Source organism: Pseudomonas mediterranea CFBP 5447 (genome assembly GCF_000774145.1).
GTDB lineage: Bacteria > Pseudomonadota > Gammaproteobacteria > Pseudomonadales > Pseudomonadaceae > Aquipseudomonas > Aquipseudomonas mediterranea.
Genome location: NZ_KN322966.1, coordinates 198,168 through 220,277 on the forward strand (window position 1 = coordinate 198,168; position 22,110 = coordinate 220,277).

Sequence of the window (22,110 nt, forward strand, 5' to 3'; positions counted from 1 at the left end):
CCGTGGTTCCTTGCTGATTTGCCAGACAACATCAGGCGAGTCCAGCCACTGCGCAGTCCCAATGGTTCGAATTTCCTAACCTTGACTCCGTTATCACGATGTCTATTCCCGCGTGCGGCCATGCTACATAGAGGTCTGGCCCACGCGTGGAGAAATACCGATGCCGCTTCTCTCAGATAACAAAGCCACCCATCGATTCGGCCTGTTTTGCGTAGCCAGTTTCCTGCTGTCTATTGCTTACGGCGCTACCTTCCTGGTCTCGTTGCTCGTGTCGACTTTGGGGGGCACCGAGCGCGACGCCGGGCAAGTCTTTGCGGTTGCCATGGTGAGTACGCTCGCCGCAGTGGTTGGCTCGGGGCATTTGATGCAGCGCATCGGCATGGCACGGTGCATGGCACTGGCGGCAGCATTTCTGGTCGTTGCTTCGCTGGGCTTTGCCCTGCTGTCAGGACTTGGCAACGGGTTGTTGGCTTGCGGTTTGTTGCTGGGGATCGGATGGGGGCTGTTTTATACGATTGGGCCAATCATGGTGGCGGCCATGGTCGAGCCGTCCAGGCGCACTCATTGTTTTGCGCTTCTTTCAGGCAGCATGTTGTCCGGAATCGGCAGCGGGCCTCTCGCAGGCAAGTTGGCAAGCCACTGGGGGTTGCCTGTCCAGACAGCCTTTTTCTGTGCCGCAGCCTCGGCTGTGCTGGGTGGCTTGTATTTTTGGTGGTTGGGAAGGGACTTCGCCGAGTCACAGCGTCGGTCTGGCAATAAGGTGCAGCTTGGCCTGAAATCGGCTGTGGAAGTACTGCGCTCACGTTCGTCGTCGTCCATCCTCATGGTGGGTTTGGGAGGCGCGATCTTCGGCGGGTTGGGCAGTTTTCAGACAAGCTATGCGGCCAGTCAAGGATTGGATTACTCCCTGTTTTTTGTCGGGTTCATGGGGGCCGCTATTGCTTGTCGCTTGTTGATTGCCGGCTGGGTCGTCAAGCGTAATCCCCTCGCGACTTCCTGCGCATTGACCACATTGATGTTGATCGCCGTAATGGGGTTCGGTTCGTGGGTCCACGACAGTTTCAGTTATGGATTGACCGCTGCCCTGCTTGGGGTCGGCTATGGCCTTAACTATTCGGTGATTAATGGTCTGGCTGCCAATGAAGCGCCACCGGGACTGACGGCACAGGCACTCCTGCTCTTTAGTCTGGCCTACTTTATTGGTGTGTTCGGATTTCCTTTCATCGCTGGCAAGCTGATCAGCAATGGGGGTGTGCATGGAATGTTGCTTGGGGTGGTACTGATCGCATGCTTGGCCTGGGCCTTGAGTATCGGCCGCTGGTTGGCCAGGCAATTCTGGAAACCGGAAACCCTCCCGGAATGAAAGTTGCCACGACGTTTCCATGAAGTTCCGTTCAAACGGCTACGCTTGGTTCAGAACAAAAAAGCTGATGAATGGTCTGTTGAGTGGCCGAAGTTCAACCCACCTGAGGTAGCGCAATGAGCCTGATCGATTGTCCCGAATGCTCTTCCCGTATTTCCGACAAGGCATACGCTTGCCCTCAATGCGGCAACCCCTTTCGCGAGCCGAGTTTCCGCCTGACGGAGAAAAACGTCGGGCAGATTGCCGGGGTGACCGGGGTCTGGCTGACCGCGCCGTGGATTGCACGCATGGTGTTCGGCGTGGTGCTGGTGATAGCGGTGGCGGCGGTGTTGATTCTGCGCTGATGCATAGGGAGGGCCGGGACGCTCGTGCCCGGGGGTTGGCTGAAAGCTTGTTACGGGAAGTCATCCGGATTCAACCGGTTCCCAGATAGCACTCAGGATCTCCTGTCGTAGGCAGTTTTTCCGGGTAGGCCAATGGGAATACCTCATTGCTCAGGAATTGTTCGACTTCGCCTTCCCAAGGGACTTTTCTGAATGAGTACTGGATCATTTTTGCCGAGGCCCAAAGCGGATTGTGTTTGGCAAGATCTCCATGTTCGAGCCACTTGGGATGTACGTCGGCAATGGCGTGATCGGTACTGATCTGGAAAACATAGTTCCTGAATGAAACGATCCGGCCACGCTCCCGGCTCAGCGGGTTACAACCTCCTTCCCGTTCCACGTGTGCGTCCGAGTAGGAGTCCTGGATCATATGAAGCAATGAGCCCAGTGCGATGTGCTTGATGCTGGATGCCTGTGTACCAGTGGGGTATTTGACTTGCGTCCTGGGATCACCTGAGGGCTCATAGCGGCCCAGGCTACCAATGCGAAAAGACCCTACCCACTCACCGCCGGGGACTGGATCGAAAAGCGCCCCGACGGTCCAACCCTGTCTTTTCAAGAGGGACGCTATATTGGAGAACGATGATATGGTCGGGCCGTCGATGGTTTCCTTGCTGAGATTGTTGCCGGAAATCGAGAGGGTATACACGAACCTGGCCCATTCCATCATTTTGGCTTTGGTTTCCAGCGCGGTTTCCGACGGGGTTGATGCCATGGCGTGAAGGAACTGAAAATCGCCGAAATGACTCCTGTACAGCATCATCGGGGTGTCTGTGATCTTGACGTCCTTGCACAACGGCAACGTGCCGTCATATGCGCACTTCGATTGGTTCTGGGCGTCCTTGAACAAGGCATACCATTGCTTCGCTCGCACGACGTTTTGCCTGAGCAGAGCGTCCGGGTCATCGTTCCACTCACTGCCCAGGACGAGATCCCGAAAAACTCCACTTTTCCTGAGATCTTCTGCCGATGAATTGGCTTTTCCTCCCTGCGCTTCTTCGGGCTTGAGGTAATAGTCATAAGCAAGCAGCGTCATGGTTTCGTGCACCGGTTGTTTCATTTCAGCCGTCAGGTCCGTTACCGAGCAGAGTGCCGACAACCCCCAGCAATCTACGTCGATGGGGTTCATGTCATAGGCTGTCGATTGATCGGGCGCTGTGCCCAGCGCGAGGGCAATGGATAGAACCAGGAGACGAGGTCGTCCGGTGACGCGAGTGAAAATTCGAAGCAGCAAATGTGCCGGTGCAGTAGTACTCATCGATAGATCCCTCTGGCGTGGGGGATGTATAGCTCAGGTACCAGCACTCTGCCAGCATTCTCGGGAAAGCAGCAGGCAGGGCCTCCCGCGTCTCATGGATGACATTCGCTTATCACGTATTCAACGCCGACTGCGGTGTATCCGGGTTCAACTGCTGCTTTCTGAATTGTCCCGGTGGCTGGCCATGGATCTGGCGGAAGCGCCGTGAAAAATAGGCTTCGTCGGCGAACCCGCACAACCGCGCCACTTCACCCACGGGGCGGGTGCCATTGAGCAGGTAGTTGCGCGCCGCGTGCATTCTGCGCTCGAGCACCAGCTCGGTGAACGTCTTGCCGATTTCCTTGCGCAGCCAGTGGGTCAGGTAGGTCGGCGACAGGTAGGTTGCGGCGGCGACCTTGATCAGGTTGAGGTCGGGGTCGGCAATGTTCCTGCGCAGGTATTCGGACATCCTGCCCAGTGCATCGCGCCGGCTGATCTCGGCCGCGTTCTCTTCAGCCAACTGCTTGAGTGGCTCGGCATACAAGGCACAGACGCTGCCGATCAGTTGCAGCAACAACCCTTTGAGGATCTCCCGGGTGCCGAACTGGCGGTTCCTGTCCAGGACACGCATCTGTTCGATCAGTCCACAGACTTTGGCGAAATCCTCTTGGCCCAGAATGAAATCCAGATGCTCCTGGAAACGGAACGGCGATAACTCGGGGGCCAGCAGGATCGAGACTTCTTCCAGGTCCATCGGGTCGCACTGCAGATGGGGCAATAGAAAAGTCTGGGAGAAGTTGATCACTATGAAATTGCTCTCCACCGGGTGCGGAATGACGTGCACGCGATGGGGCAGGATGAACGCCAGGGTGTTTCGTGGGAACGGCCGTTCGACATGGCCGATGTGCTGCACGGTGTCGCCGCCCAGGTTGATCTGGATCTGGAAATACTCGTGGCGATGGGGGCTGGTTTCGGCGCGCCGGCCCTTCTTGTCGCGGATGTAGAAGTCCGTCAGTTCGCTGCGTTGCTGCATGAAGTAGGTGGGGACTTGGCTCGATGATGACATCGCCTGGGGATCCTCGACAACGGCTTGGACAATGTAATTGTGAGGGTGTATCCAGCTGAATTTCAACATGTCATACGATGACATTCACTTGGGGCCGAATTTTATCTGCGTAAAGGGAGAGGGGACTTGTCCAAAAAATGATATGTGTAGGCTTCTAATATTTTTCTTTAAAAACAATTATTTAGTTAAATTTAAAGAAAATATTCGCAAAGTTTACAGCGCTGTATTTTTTGGACAGCCTCATCAGCCGTGGCTCATCAGGAAAAAAACGATCTAACGCCTCAATTGATTTCACATGGTTGTACGACCACATTGGCGGCCATGCAGCCGCTGCCTGTCATGGCCGATCAAGGCGTGCTGCTAGCACGTATTTCGATTCGTCTAACAATAATGAAGGGTCACCCATGTCGAATTCCCACACCTCCCAGACCACCGCGCCGCCGCTGGCGGCCAGCGTCGTGGACGCCGCCGTGTCTGCCCGGCTACCATCCCGCCGGCGTTGGTTCATGCTGTCGTTGCTGTTGATTGCGACGATCATCAACTACATCGATCGGGTGAACATCTCGATTGCGGCGCCTTTCCTGGCAAAAGACCTGGGCCTGGACAAGATCGAAATGGGCCTGATCTTTTCCGCCTTTGCCTGGACCTATGCCATTGCATTGGTACCCGCCGGCTTCATCGCCGATCGATTCGGTTCGCGGTTCACTTACGGGGTGTCGTTGATCAGCTGGTCGACGGTCACCGTCTGCCAGGGGCTCGCCACGGGATTCGCTTCGCTGTTTGGCCTGCGCCTGGCCGTCGGTGCGATGGAAGCGCCGGCATTTCCGGCTAATAGCCGGGCGGTCACGGTGTGGTTTCCGGCGCGGGAGCGGGGCCTGGCGAGCAGCATCTACGTCTGCGGCCAGTACCTGGGCACGGCGTTGTTTACCGGTGCGCTGCTATGGTTGGCGACCACCTACGACTGGCGGCATGTGTTCTACAGCACCGGTGCATTGGGCATTGTGTTCGGTGTGCTCTGGCTGTACCTGTACCGCGATCCCATGAACTGCAAGAAAGTCAGCAAGGAAGAGCTGAAGTACATCGAGGCTGGGGGAGGGCTGGTCAAGAGCAGCCAGGAGCGTACCCGCTTCAACTGGCGGCAGATCGCCGAGCTGTTCAGCTATCGGCAGGTCTGGGCGATCTGCATCGGCAAGTTCGCCAGCACGTCGGCGCTGTACTTTTTCCTCACCTGGTTTCCGACCTACCTGATCGAAGAGCGTCAACTGACCATGATCAAAGCCGGGATCTTCGCCGTGCTGCCGTTCGTGGGGGCGACGGTGGGTATTCTGCTGGCGGGGATCATTTCCGACCTGCTGATTCGCCGCGGCTATTCGCTGTCCTTTGCCCGCAAGTTGCCGCTGGTGGTGGGCTCGATGCTGGGCATGTCCATCGTCCTGGTGAACTTCACCGACTCGAATGCCATCTGCATTGCCATTCTGACCATCGCCTTCTTCGCCCAGGGCATTGCTTCGTCTTCTTGGGCCGCGGTGTCGGAGGTCGCGCCCAAGGAACTCATCGGGCTCACCGGCGGAATCACCAGCCTGGCCGCGAACATCGGCGGCATCGTCACCCCCATCGTGATCGGCGCGATTGTTCACAAGACCGGCTCGTTTGCCTTGGCCTTCTGGTTCATTGGCGGCGTGGCGCTGGTGGGCACCTTGTCCTACTCGTTTCTGCTGGGGCGGTTGTATCGCATCGAACTCAAGACCCGGGCCTGAACCCTGTTTTCTCCAAGACGAGGCGGCTTTTATCCAACTTTGCCAAGGATTGCCGCCGTACGCTGACGCTTCTACCAGGACTTCTATCAGGATGAACATGACCGAGTATGTTTTTACTCCAGACCTGCCAGTGACTTTGCCGGTTGTCGGTACGCCACAGCGTTTTCCCGTCGGCCGGGTGTTTTGTGTCGGTCGCAATTATCCGTGGCCTGATGCCCAGGGGCAGAACCGCCTGCCGCCGGTGTTCTTCATGAAACCGGCCAGCTGTGTGATGGATGCGGTCGGTGAAGTGCCGTTTCCGTCGCTGACCGAAGAGTTTGTCCATGAAATCGAATTGGTCGTGGCCATCGGCGAGGGCGGCGCGAATATCCCCGAGAGCCAGGCGCTCGCTTATGTGTGGGGCTACGCCGCCGGACTAGACCTGACGCGCCGTGATGTCCAGCGTCAGGCCAAACGCGACGGTTTGCCCTGGGAAGGCGCCAAGGTGTTCGACGGTGCTGCGCCGATGACCGCCATCATGCCGGTCGCGAAGGCCGGTCACCCCGTCGGGGACTTGTGGCTGAACGTGAACGGCGAGGAGCGCCAGCGCGACAGCCTCGACAGCCAGATCTGGTCGGTCAGTGAAATGATCAGCCGGATCTCGCAATCGGTGGCGCTCAGGGCTGGGGATCTGATCATGACCGGCAGCCCGGCCGGCGTCGACGAACTGCGACCCGGCGACATCATCAACGCCGGCATCGACGGCATCGGCCAACTGGAAATGCGGGTTGGCCAACGGCCTTGAGCTCGGCACTTGTCCTACTGATTCGAGAAAGGAAATGACAGCATGTCCAACCCATTGAAAGTGGCCCTGGTCACCGGCGCCGGCAGCGGTATCGGCCGCGCCGTGGCCCTGGGCCTGATGGAAGACGGGTACACCTTGGTATTGGCCGGGCGCCGTCCCGAGCCTTTGCAGGCATTGGTCGAGCTGGCTGCCAGCGAGGGACGGGAAGCGTTGGCGGTGCCCACCGATGTGCGCGATCAGGCGAGTGTCGACGCGCTGTTTGCGACCATCACCGTGACGTTCGGACGTCTGGACGTCGTGTTCAACAACGCCGGGGTCAACGCTCCGGCCGTACCGTTGGATGAGTTGACGTTCGAGCAATGGCGCAACGTGATCGACACCAACCTCAACGGGGTTTTCCTGTGTGCCCGCGGGGCCTTCGGGCTGATGCGCCGGCAACAGCCGCAGGGCGGGCGCATTATCAATAACGGTTCGATTTCCGCCCATACCCCGCGGCCGTTCAGCAGCGCCTACACCGCCAGCAAACACGCAGTGCTGGGGCTGACCAAATCCTTGGCCCTGGACGGTCGGGCATTCAACATCGCCTGCAGCCAGATCGACATCGGCAACGCTCTGACTGAGATGTCGGTGCGCATGACCCAGGGCGTGCGCCAGGCCAACGGTAGCATCGCTGTAGAGCCGATGGTGGACGTCAAGCATGTGGCCGACGCCGTGCGCTACATGGCCGGCCTGCCGCTGTCGGCCAATGTCCTGAACATGACCGTCATGGCCACGGCCATGCCTTTTGCCGGTCGCGGTTGAGCCGGTTTTCTATTCGTTTGACGAGGTCCCCATGAAACCAGAAGTCTTGCAGCTCAGCCCGATCCTGATTCCTGAAATCAACAACCGGCTCAATGAGTTGTTTACGGTCAGGCGCTATTTTGAACAGGCCGACAAACCGGCCTACCTGCAGGAACACGGCGCTCACATTCGCGGTGTGATCACCGGTGGGCATACCGGCATCAGCCAGGCGCTCATGGCCCAGTTACCCAATCTCGAAGTGGTAGCGGTCAATGGCGTGGGCACCGATGCAGTGGACCTGGCCTACGCCCGGGATCGCGGGATCCGCGTGACCGCCACCATCGGTGCACTGACCGAAGACGTTGCCGATCTGGCCGTCGGCCTGTTGATCGGCGTGTGCCGTGGGCTGTGCACCGGTGATCGCTACGTGCGCTCGGGTCAATGGCCCCATAGCGCGACGCCGTTGGCACCCTTGCCGCTGGCCCGCCAGGTGTCCGGCATGCGCATCGGCATCGTCGGCATGGGCCGTGTCGGCCGGGCCGTGGCAACGCGACTCGCCGCGTTCGGCTGCACGATCAGCTACACCGACCTGCAACCCATGAGCGATTTGACTCACACTTTCATTGCCGATCTCAAGCAACTGGCCAGCGCCAGTGATGCCTTGATCCTGGCGGCCGCCGCCGACCAGGCCGAAGCCATCATCGATGCCCAGGTACTGAACGCCTTGGGCAAGGGCGGTTACCTGATTAATGTGGCCAGGGGCAAACTGGTCAACGAAGCCGACCTGGTGGCGGCACTGACCGCCGGCGACATCGCTGGGGCGGGGCTGGATGTGTTCGTCGATGAGCCGAATGTTCCCGAGGCCTTGTTTGGCAACGAGCAGGTGGTCCTGCAACCCCATCGCGCCAGCGCAACCCTGCAGACCCGCACGCGAATGGGGGAAATGGTGGTGGCGAGCCTGGTGGACAGTTTTGCCGGGAAAGTGCCCCAGGGATGTGTGACGGGTTGAGGCTGTCACGCAGGTGTTGAATGTGCCGCCGTCATCGCGAGCAGGCTCGCTCCCACAGGTTTGGCGTTGTACACAAATGTCATCGCCACGCAGATCCAATGTGGGAGCGAGCCTGCGGGAGCGGGCCTGCTCGCGAGGGGGGGGCCTGCTCGCGATAGCGGTGGATCAGTTTCAGAGGCGTAGGATCACGGCCCCCCATTCATGACTGAAATTGATCGACCAACCAGCCTTTCAAGCGCGCACAAGCCGGATCGTCTTTCTTGTCCTCATTGATCATCAGGTACTGAACCGATTCCCTGAGCGACAATTCTTCCACGACCGGCCTGACCAGGCGGCCTTGTTGCACGAAATGTCCGACCAGATGGTCCCAGCCCAGCGCGACGCCTTGATCGTCCAGGGCCATTTGCAGGAGGAGGCTGTAGTCGTTGCTGCTGAAGTAATGGGAGCTGTCCGAGACCGGCGGTTGCAAGTCGTGGGACTGGTAGGCGAACCATACATTCCAGTCGACCTGCTCCGACTGTTGCGAGCGACCGTAAGGGTTCAGGTCCAGCAGGGTGCTGTTACGCAGGCCTTCCAATGTTTGCAATTCGGGATGCATCTCCAGATAGCGTGGTGTGCACACCGGATAGATGACTTCATGAAACAACGCCTGACGCAGGTAGCCGGGGTAATGATCGCTGCTTTTGGCGATGAAGATATCCGGATTGATGCCCGGCTCCATGGTCAGGAAGTGCTGGGTGGTGATGACATTCAGGTCGATGTCGGGGTTGGCACTGAAGAAGTTCTTCAGCTTGTGGGATAGCCAAAGCGTCGACATGGCGGGAGTACAGCACAGGGTGAGAATGTGCTTGTCGCTTTTTTTCCGGCGGATTCTTTCCGTGGCCTGGAAGATGTTGAGCAGCGACAACTGCGCGGCGTCGAAGAGGGCTGTTCCCGAGGGCGTCAGCTTGAGTTCTCTTCCCGTACGAATAAGCAACTCCGTGCCCAGGTACGTTTCCAGATCGCGAATCTGGCGGCTGATCGCCGCCTGAGTGACGCATAACGCCTCGGCCGCCCGGGTAAAGTTGCGATACCTGGCTGCTGCGACAAAGGACCTCATGGCCTTGAACGAGGGCATTTTCATCAGCGCCTGATCAGGCTGGTCGTTTCGTGCCATAACAAAAACTACCTGTTTACCCGGAAAAAAAGTTGATTCAGCCCAGCGATGGTCGACGCCTACACTCTACCTCACTGCCCAGAGCCTGGCGCGAGCACAACGAACAAGGAAAACAAATGCCCTGCCAAAGTGGAAAAGAAGCCTTCATGCAAGGTGTTCGTGCGCTCCTTCCATTGACGCCGGGTGTCGTCCCATTCGGGCTGGTAACCGGGGTCATGGCTATTGAAATGGGCTTGTCGCCCGGCATGAGCATGGGCATGACGTTGCTGTTCTATTCCGGCTCCGCCCAGATGGTTGCACTCCAGTTGTTACACAACGGCGTCCTGCCGGTGGCGATTGTGGCCACGGCCCTGGTCATCAACCTGCGATTCATCATGTACAGCGCTTCCCTGGCCCCGCACCTGCACCACTTGCCCCGTCGCTGGACCTGGCCGATGGCCTACCTGCTGTCGGACCAGGCTTATGCGCTGTGCAGCCTGAAGTTCTCGTCGGGCGAATTGGGAGCGTTCGCCCATCATTACTATGCCGGTACGGCGGTGGGCATGTGGCTGGCGTGGCAACTCTCGGTGCTGGCCGGGGTGTACCTGGGCGCGAGCATCCCTGATACCTGGTCCTTGAGTTTTGCCATACCACTGTCCTTCCTGGCATTGCTCATTCCCGGCCTGCGGAGCGGTGCAAGCTGGGGCGCTGCAGCGGTCGGCGGATTGCTTGCCGTACTGGCGGTCAAGCTGCCCTACAACCTGGGGTTGATCACCGCCTCCATCGGTGGGGTCCTGGCAGGGTTGCTGATTGAAAGTATGCGTTCAAACCGGGCCACCGCCGATGGCATCGAAGGAGAGCCATCGTGAGTGATCTTTCCTTGTGGGGCCTGTTCCTGGCGGCCGGTCTGGGCACCTTCGCCATCCGGCTGTCGTTCATCGAACTCTATGGCCGCTGGCGGATTCCACCGCTGATGCGGCGGGCCTTGATGTACGTGCCGGCGAGCGTCTTGGCCTCCCTGGTACTGCCAGCAGTGATCTATCCCAACGGGCAAGGAGCGTCCGTGTTGGAGAACCCTCAGGTACCGGCAGCGATTGTGGCGGCGTGGGTGGCCTGGCGCTGGCGCAGTACCCTGTTGACGTTGGTAGTGGGGATGCTGGCGTTGTGGGGCGTGAAGTTCATCTGGCCTTGACTGTGCGGGTCTACTGGGCAGTGGCAACGCCAGGCACCTCCATGTTTATCCGGCGCCAGAACGCTTCGGCAAAGCTGTAGACCGAGAAAGCGATCAATCCCAGGGCCATCAGCATCAGAACAATACCGCCGGCGGGCAGGTTCTGAAGGGCATCGAGCGCTTCCCTCATCCCTGGTGGATCCATGGCCCGATAGCTCGAACCACTGATCATCAGCAGGAAGGCGATTTCGATGAAGACCACGCCACGGGCGATAAGACCGAATCGCGACACCGGACGGACGTAGCGCATCACGTCTTCGTCCGCTTCGAAGTACTTTTCGAACGAAGCCTTCCAGCCTTTGATGATATGAGCGAGGCCTGTGCCCAGCGGGACCAGTGCAACCAGATAGATCAATAGATTGGAGTGCTCCCAAGACAGCAGATGGGCCAGCAGGTCCCGGGTTTGTCCACCGCCTGAGCCGCTGGAGCTTCTAAGGCCGCTGATAAGCAGGCCCAACGCGAAAAAGGCCAGCGCACCGTTGACGGCGCCTCCCGCTAACAGACCTGCACGTATCACCAGGCCTTTCAAGTCTTTGCCATGATGGTCCACGTCTTGCGTCGCTTGCAGGATACGCCAGCCGGCGAAGGCGAGCAGGCCCGCTACCACCAGTCCGACCAATACGTGCCCGAATGGCTGGCTCAGCAACGCCTCCAGGCTTTTGTGGCTGTCCTTGGGTTTGCTCGAATCCTGAGCCGCCAGCAAAGCGAAAATGCCGATGATCAAGTAGATAATGCCCCGGGCGGCGTAACCGCCCCGAGCGAGTACAACAAGGCCCTTTTGTGCGGACATGGTCTGATTCCGGAGACGTGATAAGAGACGTGATAAGGAGAAGACCCCGTCGAGGTGGGAGGCGTTCGATCGAAGTGAAAGGCAGCGTAGCGGTGGCCTGGGAGAATGGCTGCGGGAGCCCGTGGCGGCGCCTGGCGGTTCAGCCGTCTATCAAGGAAACAGTTCGACGGTCATCGGCGCAACACCAATAACCCCGCACCCAGGATCAGCGACATTCCACCCCAGGTCAGCCCGTCCGGCACTTCGTCAAACAGCCAATACCCCCAGAAGCAGGCAAAGACCAGGTAGGCGTAGTCAAACGTGCCGATCAGCGCGGCCGGTGCTATTTGATAGGCCCTTGCCGTCGCGGTATTGATTGCAATCAGGGCGATGGCATAGCCGCAGACAAAGACCAGCCCTTGCCAGCCGAGTGGTTGCCAGGCCGACAGCAGGAAAGGGGCCTGCTCGGCGAGTGTTCCGTTATCGAAAAAAGAGGCGATGCCGCCGAGGCTGGCTGCAATCAGGAATGCCACGTTCAGGCCCAGTGCCAACACCAAAGGATGTTCGTTGCGACAGTGACGGCGCGTCATCACCATGGCGATCGCATAGAACACGGCGCCAATGACGGGCAGTAGGGCGGCAAGGTTGAAGGCATCCGCGCCAGGCCGCAGCACCAGGGCGACGCCCGCAAAACCTGTCCCGATGGCGATCCAACCAAGAAGGGAGAGCTTCTCTCCAGCATAAAAAGTCGAGAAAAGCGCAATGAACAACGGCGTGGTGTAGATGGCTACGGCTGCCACGGACAGCGGAATGAGCGGCAGGGCTGAGTAGTAGGCCACCCACATCAGCAACAGCGAGATACTCCTGGCCGCTACCCAGCCCACCGAGGTGACCTGCAGCTGCCCGGATCTGAGCCCAAGCAGCATCCAGCCACCCAGCAGTGGCACCGTCAGGCAGGACACCAGCAGGAACAACTGCCACAACGCCAATCGATTGCTGAAATATTTCACCGATGCATCGGCCAGCGACAGCAGCAGGACCGCACCGACGATGAGCGCGATACCTTGATAAACCTGATCATGTTTTGCCGCGACGCTACCCATGTTTCGCTTCCTTGACCAATCCTGCCCCCAGCCCCTGTCAGTCAGCGTATCGATGCATCGAGGCCCGAACAACCTCGTCGGTTCTGGAACGCTATCCCCTGATCGACTGATCTACAATGGCCTCTCTTCAGCAGAGGCCGGCCTTTCGTGGATGTGTTTTCCCTGATCTACCAGCAACTGATCGAGTGGGTCATCACCCCCATCACCGAACAGTTCTACAGCATCTTCAACTTCAATGGCCGCCTCGGGGTTCTGTTCCTCTGTGTTTCCTATGGCGTGGCCTATGGCCTGTTCCGCTTCAGAAAGCAGCGCGGGTTGACCGACGCTCATTCGTTCTGGCAGTTCATCGGTGGCAGTCGGGTGTATTTTCATCGCTCTGCGTGGCTGGATTGCCGCTACTACCTACTGCGCAAGCTCCTCAAGCTCGCACTGGTATTGCCCATCGTTCATCTGGTCGATCCGTACATCCTGCGATCCGGAGACTACCTGGCATTCTTCAACAACCTCTGGGGCGCACGGCCGCGTCCGGAGGACGGATTATCCCTGGTTTTGCTCTATGGGCTGGGGGTGTTCCTGGTGAAAGACTTCGCTCACTACTGGGTGCACCGGGCGTTTCACTCGCGCTGGCTGTGGGCTTTTCACAAGGTCCATCATTCAGCACCGGTGCTGGTACCGGCGACGGCGAGCCGGATTCATTTTGTGGAGAGGATTGTCGGAACCCTGAGCATTACCGCCTGCCTTGGCCTCTACGTCGGTATTTTCTGGTACCTGGCCGGCGGGGAGATCAGCCACTATAGGCTGTTCGGTGTGACCTACGTGGTGCTCATCTTCAATAGCCTGGCGGCCAATCTGCGCCATACCCACGTCTGGCTGTCATTCGGCCCTGTGCTCGAACACCTGCTGAACAGTCCCGCCCAGCACCAGATCCACCACAGCGATGCGCCACGTCACTTCAACCGTAACTTCGGCACGAACCTGTCGCTCTGGGACTGGATGTTCGGCACGCTCTATGTCACCAGCGCCCGGCCCGAACCTCTGCGCTTTGGCACCGGGGAACACGATCACCAGCGATACCTGACGGTGTACAGCCTGATCGTCACGCCCTTTGTCGACATTGCCGGGAAGTTGCCGGGGAAACGCTTGCGAGGAATCAAGACCCAGACGCCGTATTCATAGCGCCTGTCGTTGCAGCGTTAGCGGATACAAGAAAACAAGAAACCTCCTACCTTCCATACAGAAACGTCCAAAGCCAAGAAGAGTTATCGTGCAATCTCAACGTTTAAGGCCTTGAAATGAGGTCGCATCCTTGGGAGGTTGGGAATGGAATCGCGTGTCGTGAAGCTTGAGACCCATGTCGAATATATCCGGCATGAACTGAACGGAATGGGCGTGGACCTGCGGGAACATCGCACCGAAACCAGGCTGGACTTCAGGGTTCTGTTCGCGGCCTTGATCGTGGCCTCACTGGGACTGGCCGGGATGATGGCCAAGGGGTTTGGCTGGTTATAAATGAAAGCCCCTGATTCGAGTTGAGTCGGGGGCCTCGGTTTCCAGCATGTCCACGCCTTACAGAGCGAACCCGGCAGGTGCTGCATCCAGGCGTCGCGCAATCACATCCATCACATCACAGCCATCGCGCAAGGTTATGCAGCAAAGCTGCGCCAGGTCCTGGAGTGTCGAGGGATCGACAGGGCGTTCGTCACGCATCGCGATATTTTCCAGGAACTGGGTGACGACGCGGATTCGGTAGCCTGCTGCGTCAAGGAGTACGTGGAGCGGGGCGGTGGTGTCGACGTATAAGGGTTGGTCGTCGGCGTTGCTGGTAAGGCTTATGTAGCGGTTCATATCAATTCCTTGTGTCATGAATGAACTGTCACGCTTCGTCGCCAAACGAAGGGTGACAGCTGTACGCAGGTTGGCGAACCGGAGACACAAGGAGCCGGCAGACCCGAAGGCCTCCCGCGCACAGCTGCCATAAAGACAGTTCTGTGAGCACAAGGGTGCTGCTGCCACAGCAGAAAGCACCGTTGCACTTGTGTCAATCGGGTCGCCAAACCCGGTCGCCATCTGGACGACGCCAAAACTATAGTCGCCACGGCAAAAATGACACAAGGGGTTGATTAGGCAGACGATTCCCAATGTTATGTAGGAGATTGCGATAGCTTGTGCGAAGTTTCTTGTCGGCTGTTCACGATGCGCCAACCCGATTTTCCCAAGGTATGTAGGACGTCACCGTAGGCCAATCGGCCATCTCTCCCACCCTCCCACGATTTAATACGCTCCATCCTTCAGAATCCGTCGCACATTCCCACACTCGGCGGGATAATACGCACCGGTCTGAAGCCGGAGCGCTTCGTACCTCGATTGAATGGGCGGCAGAAGGATCTAACGCAATGACAGACTGGCTGCAAAGCTATGGGGAAATGGCCGAACGGGTGCGGCGCCATGATTGGGCGAGCACGCCCCTTGGGTTGCCGGCGCAGTGGCCCGATGTATTGAAGACCACCGTGGCGCTCAGTCTCGCCTCCCATTTCCCCCAGGCCATTGTGTGGGGGCCGGATCTGATCATGCTGTACAACGATGCTTTCGTGCCCATTCTCGGTAATAAACCCGATGCACTGGGACGGCGGTTCGATGAGGTCTGGCGGGAAGCCTGGAGCGAGATCGGGCCGATCGTGCAGGCGGCCTTCGACGGACAGGCGACGTATATCGAGAATTTCCCCCTCGTCATCGAGCGTGGCGACGGCCCCGAGCAAGCCTATTTCACGTTCTGCTACAGCCCCATCCGTGACCAGTTCGGCAAGGTCGTGGGGATGCTGGATACCGTCACCGAGACCACCTCGACGGTGTTCATGAACCAGCGCCTGGCTGTATTGGATGCCATCGGTACCGCGGTGGCGAATGTCACCGATCCGCAGGACATCATGGCGGCCACTACGCGAATCCTGGCGGCGCACCTGAACCTGTCCAATTGCGCATATGCCGACATGGATGAGGACGAAGACGGTTTCACGATTCGCGGCGACTGGGCCAGGGCGGGCTCGCCCAGTATTGTCGGGCATTACCGGTTGGCCGATTTCGGTCGACTGGCGGTCACCAACCTCAGGGCCGGCAAGGCATTGGTGGTCAACGACAACCTGGCGGAGCTGGCGCCAGAGGAGGCGGCGACGTTCCAGTCCCTTGGCATCGCGGCGACTATTTGCGTTCCGCTGATCAAGGGTGGACGGTTGACGGCGTTGATGGCGATCCATGACAAGACGCCCAGATGCTGGTCTTCCTACGATCTGGCACTGCTCAAGGAAGTCACCGAGCGATCCTGGGCCCATATCGAGCGCGCCCGTGCGGACGTCGCGGTGCGTGAGGGCCTGGCGGCCCTGGCCGAGTTGAATGCAACACTTGAGCAGCGGGTCGAGGAGCGCAGCACTCGCCTGAAACAGACAGAGGCCGCGTTGCGTCAGTCGCAAAAGCTCGAGGCCATCGGCCAGCTCACCGGTGGTGTTGCCCATGATTTCAACAACCTGCTGACGATCATCCGTTCTTCCGTCGACTTCCTGCGCATGCCCGACCTGTCCAACGAGCGCCGCCAGCGCTACATGACGGCAGTTTCCGAGACAGTAGACCGTGCCGCCAAGCTGACCAGCCAGTTACTGGCCTTTGCCCGACGTCAGCCGTTGAAACCGGAAGTCATCGATGTCGGCAAGCAGGTGCAGAACCTGGGGGACATGCTGGAAACCATTACCGGGGCGCGGATGCAGGTCAAGGTCGAGTTGTGTGACCGACCCTGTTACATCCGTGCGGACCTGAGTCAGTTTGAAACGGCCCTGATCAACATGGCCTTGAATGCCCGGGATGCCATGAGTGGCCAGGGCACGTTGTGGCTTCGGCTCAAATGCGGTGAGGGCATGCCGCCGATTCGTGGTCATGGGGGCGCCGGTCGGCCCTTTGTCGCCGTAGCCCTGGCGGATACGGGGACGGGCATTGCCTCGAAAGACCTCGAACACATTTTCGAACCCTTCTTCACCACCAAGGAGGTGGGCAAGGGCACGGGATTGGGGTTGTCCCAGGTGTTCGGCTTTGCCAAGCAGTCCGGTGGCAATGTCGATGTTTCGACCGTTGTCGGGGAGGGCACTGTGTTTACCTTGTACCTCCCGGAAGTCGAAGCCGAAGAACTGCATGAACCCGCCCGGGAAGAAACCACGCACCTGATCCTGGAAAAGGGCAGGCGCCGGGTGTTGATTGTGGAAGACAACCTGGAGGTGGGGCGCTTCGCCAACCAGATCCTGCAGGACCTGGGGTACGAAACCGCCTGGGCGACCAACGCCGAGGAAGCGCTGGAGATGGCCGGCCCGGACGCTGCTGCATTCGATGCGATATTTTCCGATGTGGTCATGCCCGGCATCAGCGGCATCGCCCTGGCCCGGGAGCTGCGCCGACGCCGCAAGGATCTGCCGGTGGTCCTCACGTCGGGCTACAGCGAGGAACTGGCCCATAGCGGTCATGAGGGTTTTGAGTTCTTGTCCAAACCTTACTCGGCTGACCAGGTTTCGCGGATTCTAAGCCGGACGATGCGCGCTGCCGATTGAGTGTTTCCCTTTTGAAACAGTGGGTTCCATTCGTCGGTCGGTGCCATCATGGTCGTGCGGTCTGTTGATGACCGGCTAGTCTAAAAGCCGGGAAGATCGATATTGTTCAGGTAATCGGTTGATGCCGGTATCGATCTCGATGAAAGGGGAATGGCGATGGGAGCACCGTACAGCGAGGAAAGCACAGCTGCATATCCGATCAATGAAGGGTTGCAGTGTGGTCAGTCGGCATATCGATCGGACTTTGGCGACGAGCCGATCAAGTCCATCCGGACCAAGGTTGCGAAGGTACAGCGAGGGGAAAAAGCCAAGTTCTTGCCCAGGGTACCTGCCAGCAAATAACTCAAACGCACCCCCGCCACTGAACTCATTCAATGGAATGAGCCTGTGGCAGGGGGGCGTGTTCCCTCGCTTCAGACTATTCCTGTCATTGGTGTAGATATTTCTACTCTTTTTCCTACGAGCGATTTCTTTCACGTTTCTTTCACACTCGGGGACGTAGGCTGAACTCATCCGTTAGAAAGCAGTACCTGCCCGTTTCCCCAGCGGGCTTTTTTTTGCCTGTCATAAAACTCCCCTTACGCTCGTTGTCCAAGCAGCATGGTTGATGCCGTTTGGCGTAAACTCGCGCCCGCGCGCACCGGCCATCTTTCCCGATGCGGCATTCTTGAGGTTTTTATCATGCGTTTGAGTTTGTCCACCCTGGTGCTTGGGCTGGTGGTTGCCCAAGGTGCGATGGCGGCTGGCGATGGTACTGCTGCAATCGGCGGTGGCCTTGGCGGTGTATTGGGTAATGTGGTCGGCCAGCAGATGGGCGGCAGCACGGGCGCTGCGATTGGTGCCGGTGTCGGCGGCGCGGCTGGCAGTGCGGTGGGGGCTCGCAAGGGCAGCCGCACGGAAGCCGCCATTGGCGGCGGCCTGGGTTCGGCCGGCGGTTCGATTGTCGGTAATCGCCTGGGCGGCTCCACCGGTTCGACCATCGGCGCGGGCATCGGCGGCGCGGCGGGTGGTGCGTTGGGCAGCAACCTGTCCAACGACAACGACGGGCATTCCGGCAAGAAGCACAAGCATAAAAGAAAGCATCGTTGAGTCGATGTTTGACTGAAAAGCCCGGCCCTGTGCCTCCTGCTGCTCACTTAAGAAAAACGATGAACCTGTGACGAGGGAGCTTGCTCCCGCTTGAGTGCGAAGCGCTCACAAAGAAGGGCTGCTGTGCAGCCCAGCGGGAGCAAGCTCCCTCGCCACGGAACTCTGACTCCCCAGAGTGAACAGCGTGAGGCCCGGGCGCCGGGTTTTTTCTTCCCCCAGTATTTATCGGAACGTTTACTGTCCCTCCGCCTCGAATTGATACATCCATTTGCAATGCGAGGTGTGCCATGACGCCGGAAATCGAAGGCAAGGAAGAAAAAAGACCGTCGGGTCTACCTTCCGTCAATGATCCGGGCAATGAAGACCCCGGTTCGCTGATGGATGATGCCCTGGTTCCCTTGATCGAGACCGAGGACGAAACCCCGGAATACCCCTTGCCCTCGCCAACCAATTCCCTGGACCGCGACCAACGCCCGCCGGATGATGAGACCGATGCGGAGTCGGTGCCCAGCGAGGACGATGATGTCGAGGCGAGCCCGGATGACCCGGATATCGCCGGTGATGATGCTTCCGGCAAGCCGAGCTGACGGCCCGAGCCGCCTGTCGATTTCCTGGCACCATCTGCACGCCCCAGTTGCCACATCAGGTAGGTACTTCGAAAAGGAGACTCACCATGATGAAGTCAACCAAGACGGCCTTGACCCTCGCCGGCATTCTTTCAGTCAGTTCAGTCGTGGCTGTCGCCCAATCTTCGGGAGACAATGCGCCAGTGGATAAAGGCGGCATGCCACCCTCGACCCAAATGGATGCCGGCCGCACTTCCGACGCCAACGGCAACGCCCTGCCTCCCGGTTCCGTGAGCGGCGGTAATGGCGGCGACGCCAATGGCAGCAGCACCAGCCCCGGCACCGGTAGCGGCTCTACCAGCGGTAGCAGCACCATGGGCGGCGATTCCTCCAGCAGCGGAACCGGTGCTGGTAGCAGCAGTAGTGGCGGCAGCTCGGGCGGTTCGAGTCAATAGCCCACAGCCAGGACAGGTTTCCACCTGATCCGAAGGCTCCCCGTGGCGAGCGAGCTGGCTCGCGTTCGAGTGCGCAGCGCTCGCCCCGGGGCTTATCCACAGAACGCAGATTTCCCGTTGCCTCTTCCAGTCCCCCCTCGCTATTCTGCTGAATCCTTTAAGGTAAACACGTTGCTCCGGTCGCGCCTGAGCCATCCCCCTGGAATGTTGTTTGATAACGGATCAGATGCGATGAATGCACCGCTGAAAGAGTTTGGCCCGATCAAAGCCGTGATTTTCGACATGGATGGGCTGTTGCTGGACACCGAGGGCATCTACACCGAGGTTACGTCCATCATCGCCGAGCGCTATGGGCGCACGTTCGACTGGAGCGTCAAGCAGAACATCATCGGTCGGGGTGCCGGGGATCTGGCCCGCTATGTGGTCCAGGCGCTGGAGCTGCCGATCACCCCGGAGGAGTTCCTGGTGATCCGCGAGCCGTTGATGCGCGAGCGTTTCCCCCATGCCCTGGCGATGCCGGGGGCCGAGGAACTGGTGCGTCACCTCAAGGCCAGTGGCGTGCCCATCGCGGTGGGCACCAGCTCATCACGGCATACCTTTGCTTTGAAAACCACCCTGCACCGGGACTGGTTCGCGCTGTTCGACTTCATCGTCACGGCGGACGATCCGGAAGTGGGCGCGGCAAAACCGGCACCGGATATCTTCCTGGTCGCGGCTCGTCGCCTGGGCGTCGATCCTCGTGATTGCCTGGTGTTCGAGGATTCACCGTTTGGCGTCACCGCCGCGAAGGCGGCAGGCATGACGGCCATCGCCATCCCGGATCCGGCCATGGCCGACGAAAAATATGCTCACGCCGACGGGATCATCCGTTCGCTGAAGATGTTCCAGCCAGGGCTTTGTGGCCTGCCGGAGCTGGAGCGAGCCTGAAGACCCGCTGCGACACAACGAAGCGCCGGTCATGGTTGAAGCCATGACCGGCGTTTTTTCATACCCGGATCAGGCGCCGAAACCACCGTCGATGGTCAGGCTGGCCCCGGTGATATAGGCCGCTTCCGGCCCCGCCAGGTAGGCGACGAAGCCGGCGATTTCGTCCGCCTTGCCGTAGCGCCCGATAGCCATCAGTGACATCAGGCTGGAGGCGAAATCGCTGTCCGCCGGGTTCATGTCGGTGTCGACCGGGCCTGGTTGTACGTTGTTGACCGTGATGCCCCGCGAGCCAAGGTCACGGGCCAGGCCTTTGGTCAGGCCCACCAATGCGGCTTTGCTCATGGCGTAAGGGGCTGCGCCGGCAAAGGGCACGCGATCGGCGTTGGTGCTGCCGATGTTGATCACCCGACCGCCTTCGGTCATGTGGCGTGCGGCAGCCTGGGTGGCGATGAACACGCTGCGTACGTTGATGGCCAGGGTCTGGTCGAAGTCCTCGAGCTTGAACTCGTCCAGCGGTGCCATCGCCAGCACGCCGGCATTGTTGACCAGGATGTCCAGCCCGCCGAAGGCCTCGGCAGTCGCTTCGACGGCATGGCGGATGGCGTCGGCGTCGGCGCTGTCGGCCTTGATCGCCAGGGCCTTGCCGCCCGCTGCCGTGATGCTGTTCTGCAGTTCTTCAGCCTTGGCGGCTGAGCTGACGTAGGTGAAGGCTACGGCTGCGCCTTCTGCGGCCAGACGCTTGACGATGGCGGCGCCAATACCGCGGGAACCGCCCTGGATCAAGGCGACCTTACCGTTCAGTGTTTGAGTGCTCATGATGTTCTCCAAAATGTACCGGGGCGAGATGCCGCGGCGATGGGGTGAGTATCAGGATGCGGCGCCAGCTTGTGTAGACGGTCTTTGCTACAGTCTGTATCAACCAAAAGTTTAGAGTGGCGCCAATGGAGACTTTCAGCAGTATCGAATGCTTTGTGCGTAGCGCCGAAGTCGGCAGCTTTGCCGAAGCCGCACGGCGCCTGAGCGTGACCCCGGCGGCGGTGGGTAAAAGCGTCGCCAAGCTTGAGGCGCGTCTGGGGGTACGGCTGTTCCAGCGTAGCACTCGTAGCCTGACACTGACTGAAGCCGGCCAATTGTTCCTGGGGGAGGTGAGCAGCAGCCTCAATACCATCCAGAACGCGGTCGCCAACCTTGCCAGCGCCGGTGGGCAACCGGCAGGTACGCTGAAGGTGAGCATGGGCACTGCGTTCGGTCGATTGTATGTGGTGCCATTGCTGGGAGAGTTTCTGCGGCGGTATCCGGCGATCAATCCGGACTGGCATTTCGATAACCGCCAGATCGACTTGATCGGCCAGGGCTTCGATGCGGCCATTGGCGGTGGGTTCGAGCTGCCCCAGGGCGTGGTGGCACGCAAGTTGACGGTGGCTCACAGGGTGTTGGTCGCAGCGCCGTCCTATTTGCAGCAACAGGCTCCGGTGGTCGAGCCGGAGGACCTGGCGCAGCATCAGGGCATCTTGATCCGTTCACCGCAAACCGGTCGCATCCGTTCGTGGCAACTGACCAGCCGCACCCGGCAACACAGCCCGTTGACACTGAAAGCACGCATGACCATGAGTGATTCGGAAGCTGCCTGCGCCACCGCAAGCCAAGGGCTGGGGATTGCCCTGGTGAGCATGCCGTTCGCCGTGCCCTATCTGCAGAGCGGGGCGTTGCAACGGGTCCTGCCGGACTGGTACGTCGACGACGGCAACATCTCCATTTATTACGCCGAGCACAAACTGCTGCCGGGCAAGACCCGGGCGTTTGTGGACTTCGTCATCGAGCAGTTCGCCGCGCAGGGGTTGGGGGAGCGGTTCAGTGCGGTTTGAGTCTGGCT

The 22,110-nt window shown here is 59.5% G+C and carries 23 protein-coding genes; 16 read left to right on the forward strand and 7 right to left on the reverse strand.

The features are described 5' to 3' along the window. Positions 1-160 precede the first annotated feature (160 nt). The gene (locus tag N005_RS02760; protein ID WP_047699182.1) at positions 161-1,363 is read left to right on the forward strand and encodes an MFS transporter; all 1,203 of its coding nucleotides are present in this window, start codon (positions 161-163) and stop codon (positions 1,361-1,363) included. Between the two features lie 116 nt (positions 1,364-1,479). Further along, entirely contained in the window at positions 1,480-1,707 is a 228-nt protein-coding gene (locus N005_RS02765) for a hypothetical protein (RefSeq protein ID WP_047699184.1), read from the forward strand. Between the two features lie 70 nt (positions 1,708-1,777). On the opposite strand, the gene N005_RS02770 is transcribed toward N005_RS02765, so the two are convergent. Together N005_RS02770 and N005_RS02775 are read right to left on the reverse strand one after the other, a co-directional pair. After that, entirely contained in the window at positions 1,778-3,004 is a 1,227-nt protein-coding gene (locus tag N005_RS02770; RefSeq protein ID WP_047699186.1) for a hypothetical protein, read from the reverse strand. A gap of 112 nt (positions 3,005-3,116) precedes the next feature. Further along, complete coding sequence (locus N005_RS02775; protein ID WP_047699188.1) at positions 3,117-4,049, reverse strand: helix-turn-helix transcriptional regulator; 933 nt, start codon at positions 4,047-4,049, stop codon at positions 3,117-3,119. 404 nt (positions 4,050-4,453) lie between these two features. Between N005_RS02775 and N005_RS02780 the strand changes: the two genes are divergently transcribed. The 4 genes from N005_RS02780 to N005_RS02795 all read left to right on the forward strand — a co-directional run bounded on the left by N005_RS02780 (position 4,454) and on the right by N005_RS02795 (position 8,379). Then, positions 4,454-5,806, forward strand: a complete 1,353-nt coding sequence (locus N005_RS02780; protein WP_047699190.1) for an MFS transporter — start codon at positions 4,454-4,456, stop codon at positions 5,804-5,806. A 91-nt stretch (positions 5,807-5,897) separates the two neighbouring features. Continuing rightward, positions 5,898-6,590, forward strand: coding sequence for a fumarylacetoacetate hydrolase family protein (locus N005_RS02785; RefSeq protein ID WP_047699191.1), 693 nt, complete (start codon positions 5,898-5,900; stop codon positions 6,588-6,590). Between the two features lie 42 nt (positions 6,591-6,632). Beyond that, positions 6,633-7,391 (forward strand): SDR family oxidoreductase, encoded by a 759-nt coding sequence (locus N005_RS02790; protein WP_047699193.1) that lies wholly within the window; start codon positions 6,633-6,635, stop codon positions 7,389-7,391. 31 nt (positions 7,392-7,422) lie between these two features. Beyond that, positions 7,423-8,379: a 2-hydroxyacid dehydrogenase gene (locus N005_RS02795; RefSeq protein WP_047699195.1), complete on the forward strand. Its 957-nt coding sequence runs from the start codon at positions 7,423-7,425 to the stop codon at positions 8,377-8,379. Positions 8,380-8,578: 199 nt separating this feature from the next. On the opposite strand, the gene N005_RS02800 is transcribed toward N005_RS02795, so the two are convergent. Then, positions 8,579-9,535 carry a LysR family transcriptional regulator gene (locus tag N005_RS02800; protein WP_047699197.1) on the reverse strand — a complete coding sequence of 319 codons (957 nt, stop codon included), beginning with the start codon at positions 9,533-9,535 and terminating at the stop codon, positions 8,579-8,581. Between the two features lie 116 nt (positions 9,536-9,651). Between N005_RS02800 and N005_RS02805 the strand changes: the two genes are divergently transcribed. Beyond that, a complete protein-coding gene (locus tag N005_RS02805) occupies positions 9,652-10,383 on the forward strand; it encodes an AzlC family ABC transporter permease (protein ID WP_047699199.1) in 732 nt (243 codons plus the stop codon). Then, complete coding sequence (locus tag N005_RS02810) at positions 10,380-10,706, forward strand: AzlD domain-containing protein (RefSeq protein ID WP_047699200.1); 327 nt, start codon at positions 10,380-10,382, stop codon at positions 10,704-10,706. Before N005_RS02805 ends, N005_RS02810 begins: the two co-directional genes overlap by 4 nt. 10 nt (positions 10,707-10,716) lie before the next feature. Here the strand turns inward: N005_RS02810 and N005_RS02815 are convergent, their stop codons facing one another. Both N005_RS02815 and N005_RS02820 read right to left on the reverse strand, forming a co-directional pair. Next, a complete protein-coding gene (locus N005_RS02815) occupies positions 10,717-11,535 on the reverse strand; it encodes a DUF1206 domain-containing protein (RefSeq protein ID WP_047699202.1) in 819 nt (272 codons plus the stop codon). Between the two features lie 170 nt (positions 11,536-11,705). Next, positions 11,706-12,617 carry a DMT family transporter gene (locus N005_RS02820; protein WP_047699204.1) on the reverse strand — a complete coding sequence of 304 codons (912 nt, stop codon included), beginning with the start codon at positions 12,615-12,617 and terminating at the stop codon, positions 11,706-11,708. Between the two features lie 147 nt (positions 12,618-12,764). Between N005_RS02820 and N005_RS02825 the strand changes: the two genes are divergently transcribed. Both N005_RS02825 and N005_RS02830 read left to right on the forward strand, forming a co-directional pair. After that, the gene (locus tag N005_RS02825) at positions 12,765-13,793 is read left to right on the forward strand and encodes a sterol desaturase family protein (protein ID WP_047699206.1); all 1,029 of its coding nucleotides are present in this window, start codon (positions 12,765-12,767) and stop codon (positions 13,791-13,793) included. 144 nt (positions 13,794-13,937) lie between these two features. Further along, positions 13,938-14,126, forward strand: coding sequence for a hypothetical protein (locus N005_RS02830; RefSeq protein WP_041024573.1), 189 nt, complete (start codon positions 13,938-13,940; stop codon positions 14,124-14,126). Between the two features lie 57 nt (positions 14,127-14,183). Here the strand turns inward: N005_RS02830 and N005_RS02835 are convergent, their stop codons facing one another. Continuing rightward, complete coding sequence (locus N005_RS02835) at positions 14,184-14,462, reverse strand: hypothetical protein (protein ID WP_047699208.1); 279 nt, start codon at positions 14,460-14,462, stop codon at positions 14,184-14,186. Between the two features lie 548 nt (positions 14,463-15,010). Between N005_RS02835 and N005_RS02840 the strand changes: the two genes are divergently transcribed. From N005_RS02840 to N005_RS02865, 5 genes are all read left to right on the forward strand, one after another. Continuing rightward, positions 15,011-17,200: a GAF domain-containing hybrid sensor histidine kinase/response regulator gene (locus N005_RS02840; RefSeq protein WP_047699210.1), complete on the forward strand. Its 2,190-nt coding sequence runs from the start codon at positions 15,011-15,013 to the stop codon at positions 17,198-17,200. 681 nt (positions 17,201-17,881) lie between these two features. Then, positions 17,882-18,289, forward strand: a complete 408-nt coding sequence (locus N005_RS02850; protein WP_047699212.1) for a glycine zipper domain-containing protein — start codon at positions 17,882-17,884, stop codon at positions 18,287-18,289. 287 nt (positions 18,290-18,576) lie between these two features. Beyond that, on the forward strand, positions 18,577-18,876 hold the full coding sequence (locus N005_RS02855) for a hypothetical protein (protein ID WP_047699214.1): 300 nt from the start codon (positions 18,577-18,579) through the stop codon (positions 18,874-18,876). Positions 18,877-18,962: 86 nt separating this feature from the next. Beyond that, positions 18,963-19,310 (forward strand): hypothetical protein, encoded by a 348-nt coding sequence (locus N005_RS02860; protein ID WP_047699216.1) that lies wholly within the window; start codon positions 18,963-18,965, stop codon positions 19,308-19,310. A gap of 231 nt (positions 19,311-19,541) precedes the next feature. Beyond that, positions 19,542-20,237, forward strand: a complete 696-nt coding sequence (locus N005_RS02865) for an HAD-IA family hydrolase (RefSeq protein WP_041021378.1) — start codon at positions 19,542-19,544, stop codon at positions 20,235-20,237. Between the two features lie 69 nt (positions 20,238-20,306). Here N005_RS02865 and N005_RS02870 read toward each other — a convergent pair whose 3' ends face one another. Further along, entirely contained in the window at positions 20,307-21,053 is a 747-nt protein-coding gene (locus N005_RS02870; RefSeq protein ID WP_047699218.1) for a 3-oxoacyl-ACP reductase family protein, read from the reverse strand. A 125-nt stretch (positions 21,054-21,178) separates the two neighbouring features. Here N005_RS02870 and N005_RS02875 point away from each other — a divergent pair, with 125 nt between their 5' ends. Beyond that, positions 21,179-22,102 carry a LysR family transcriptional regulator gene (locus N005_RS02875; RefSeq protein ID WP_047699220.1) on the forward strand — a complete coding sequence of 308 codons (924 nt, stop codon included), beginning with the start codon at positions 21,179-21,181 and terminating at the stop codon, positions 22,100-22,102. Positions 22,103-22,110: the final 8 nt, after the last annotated feature.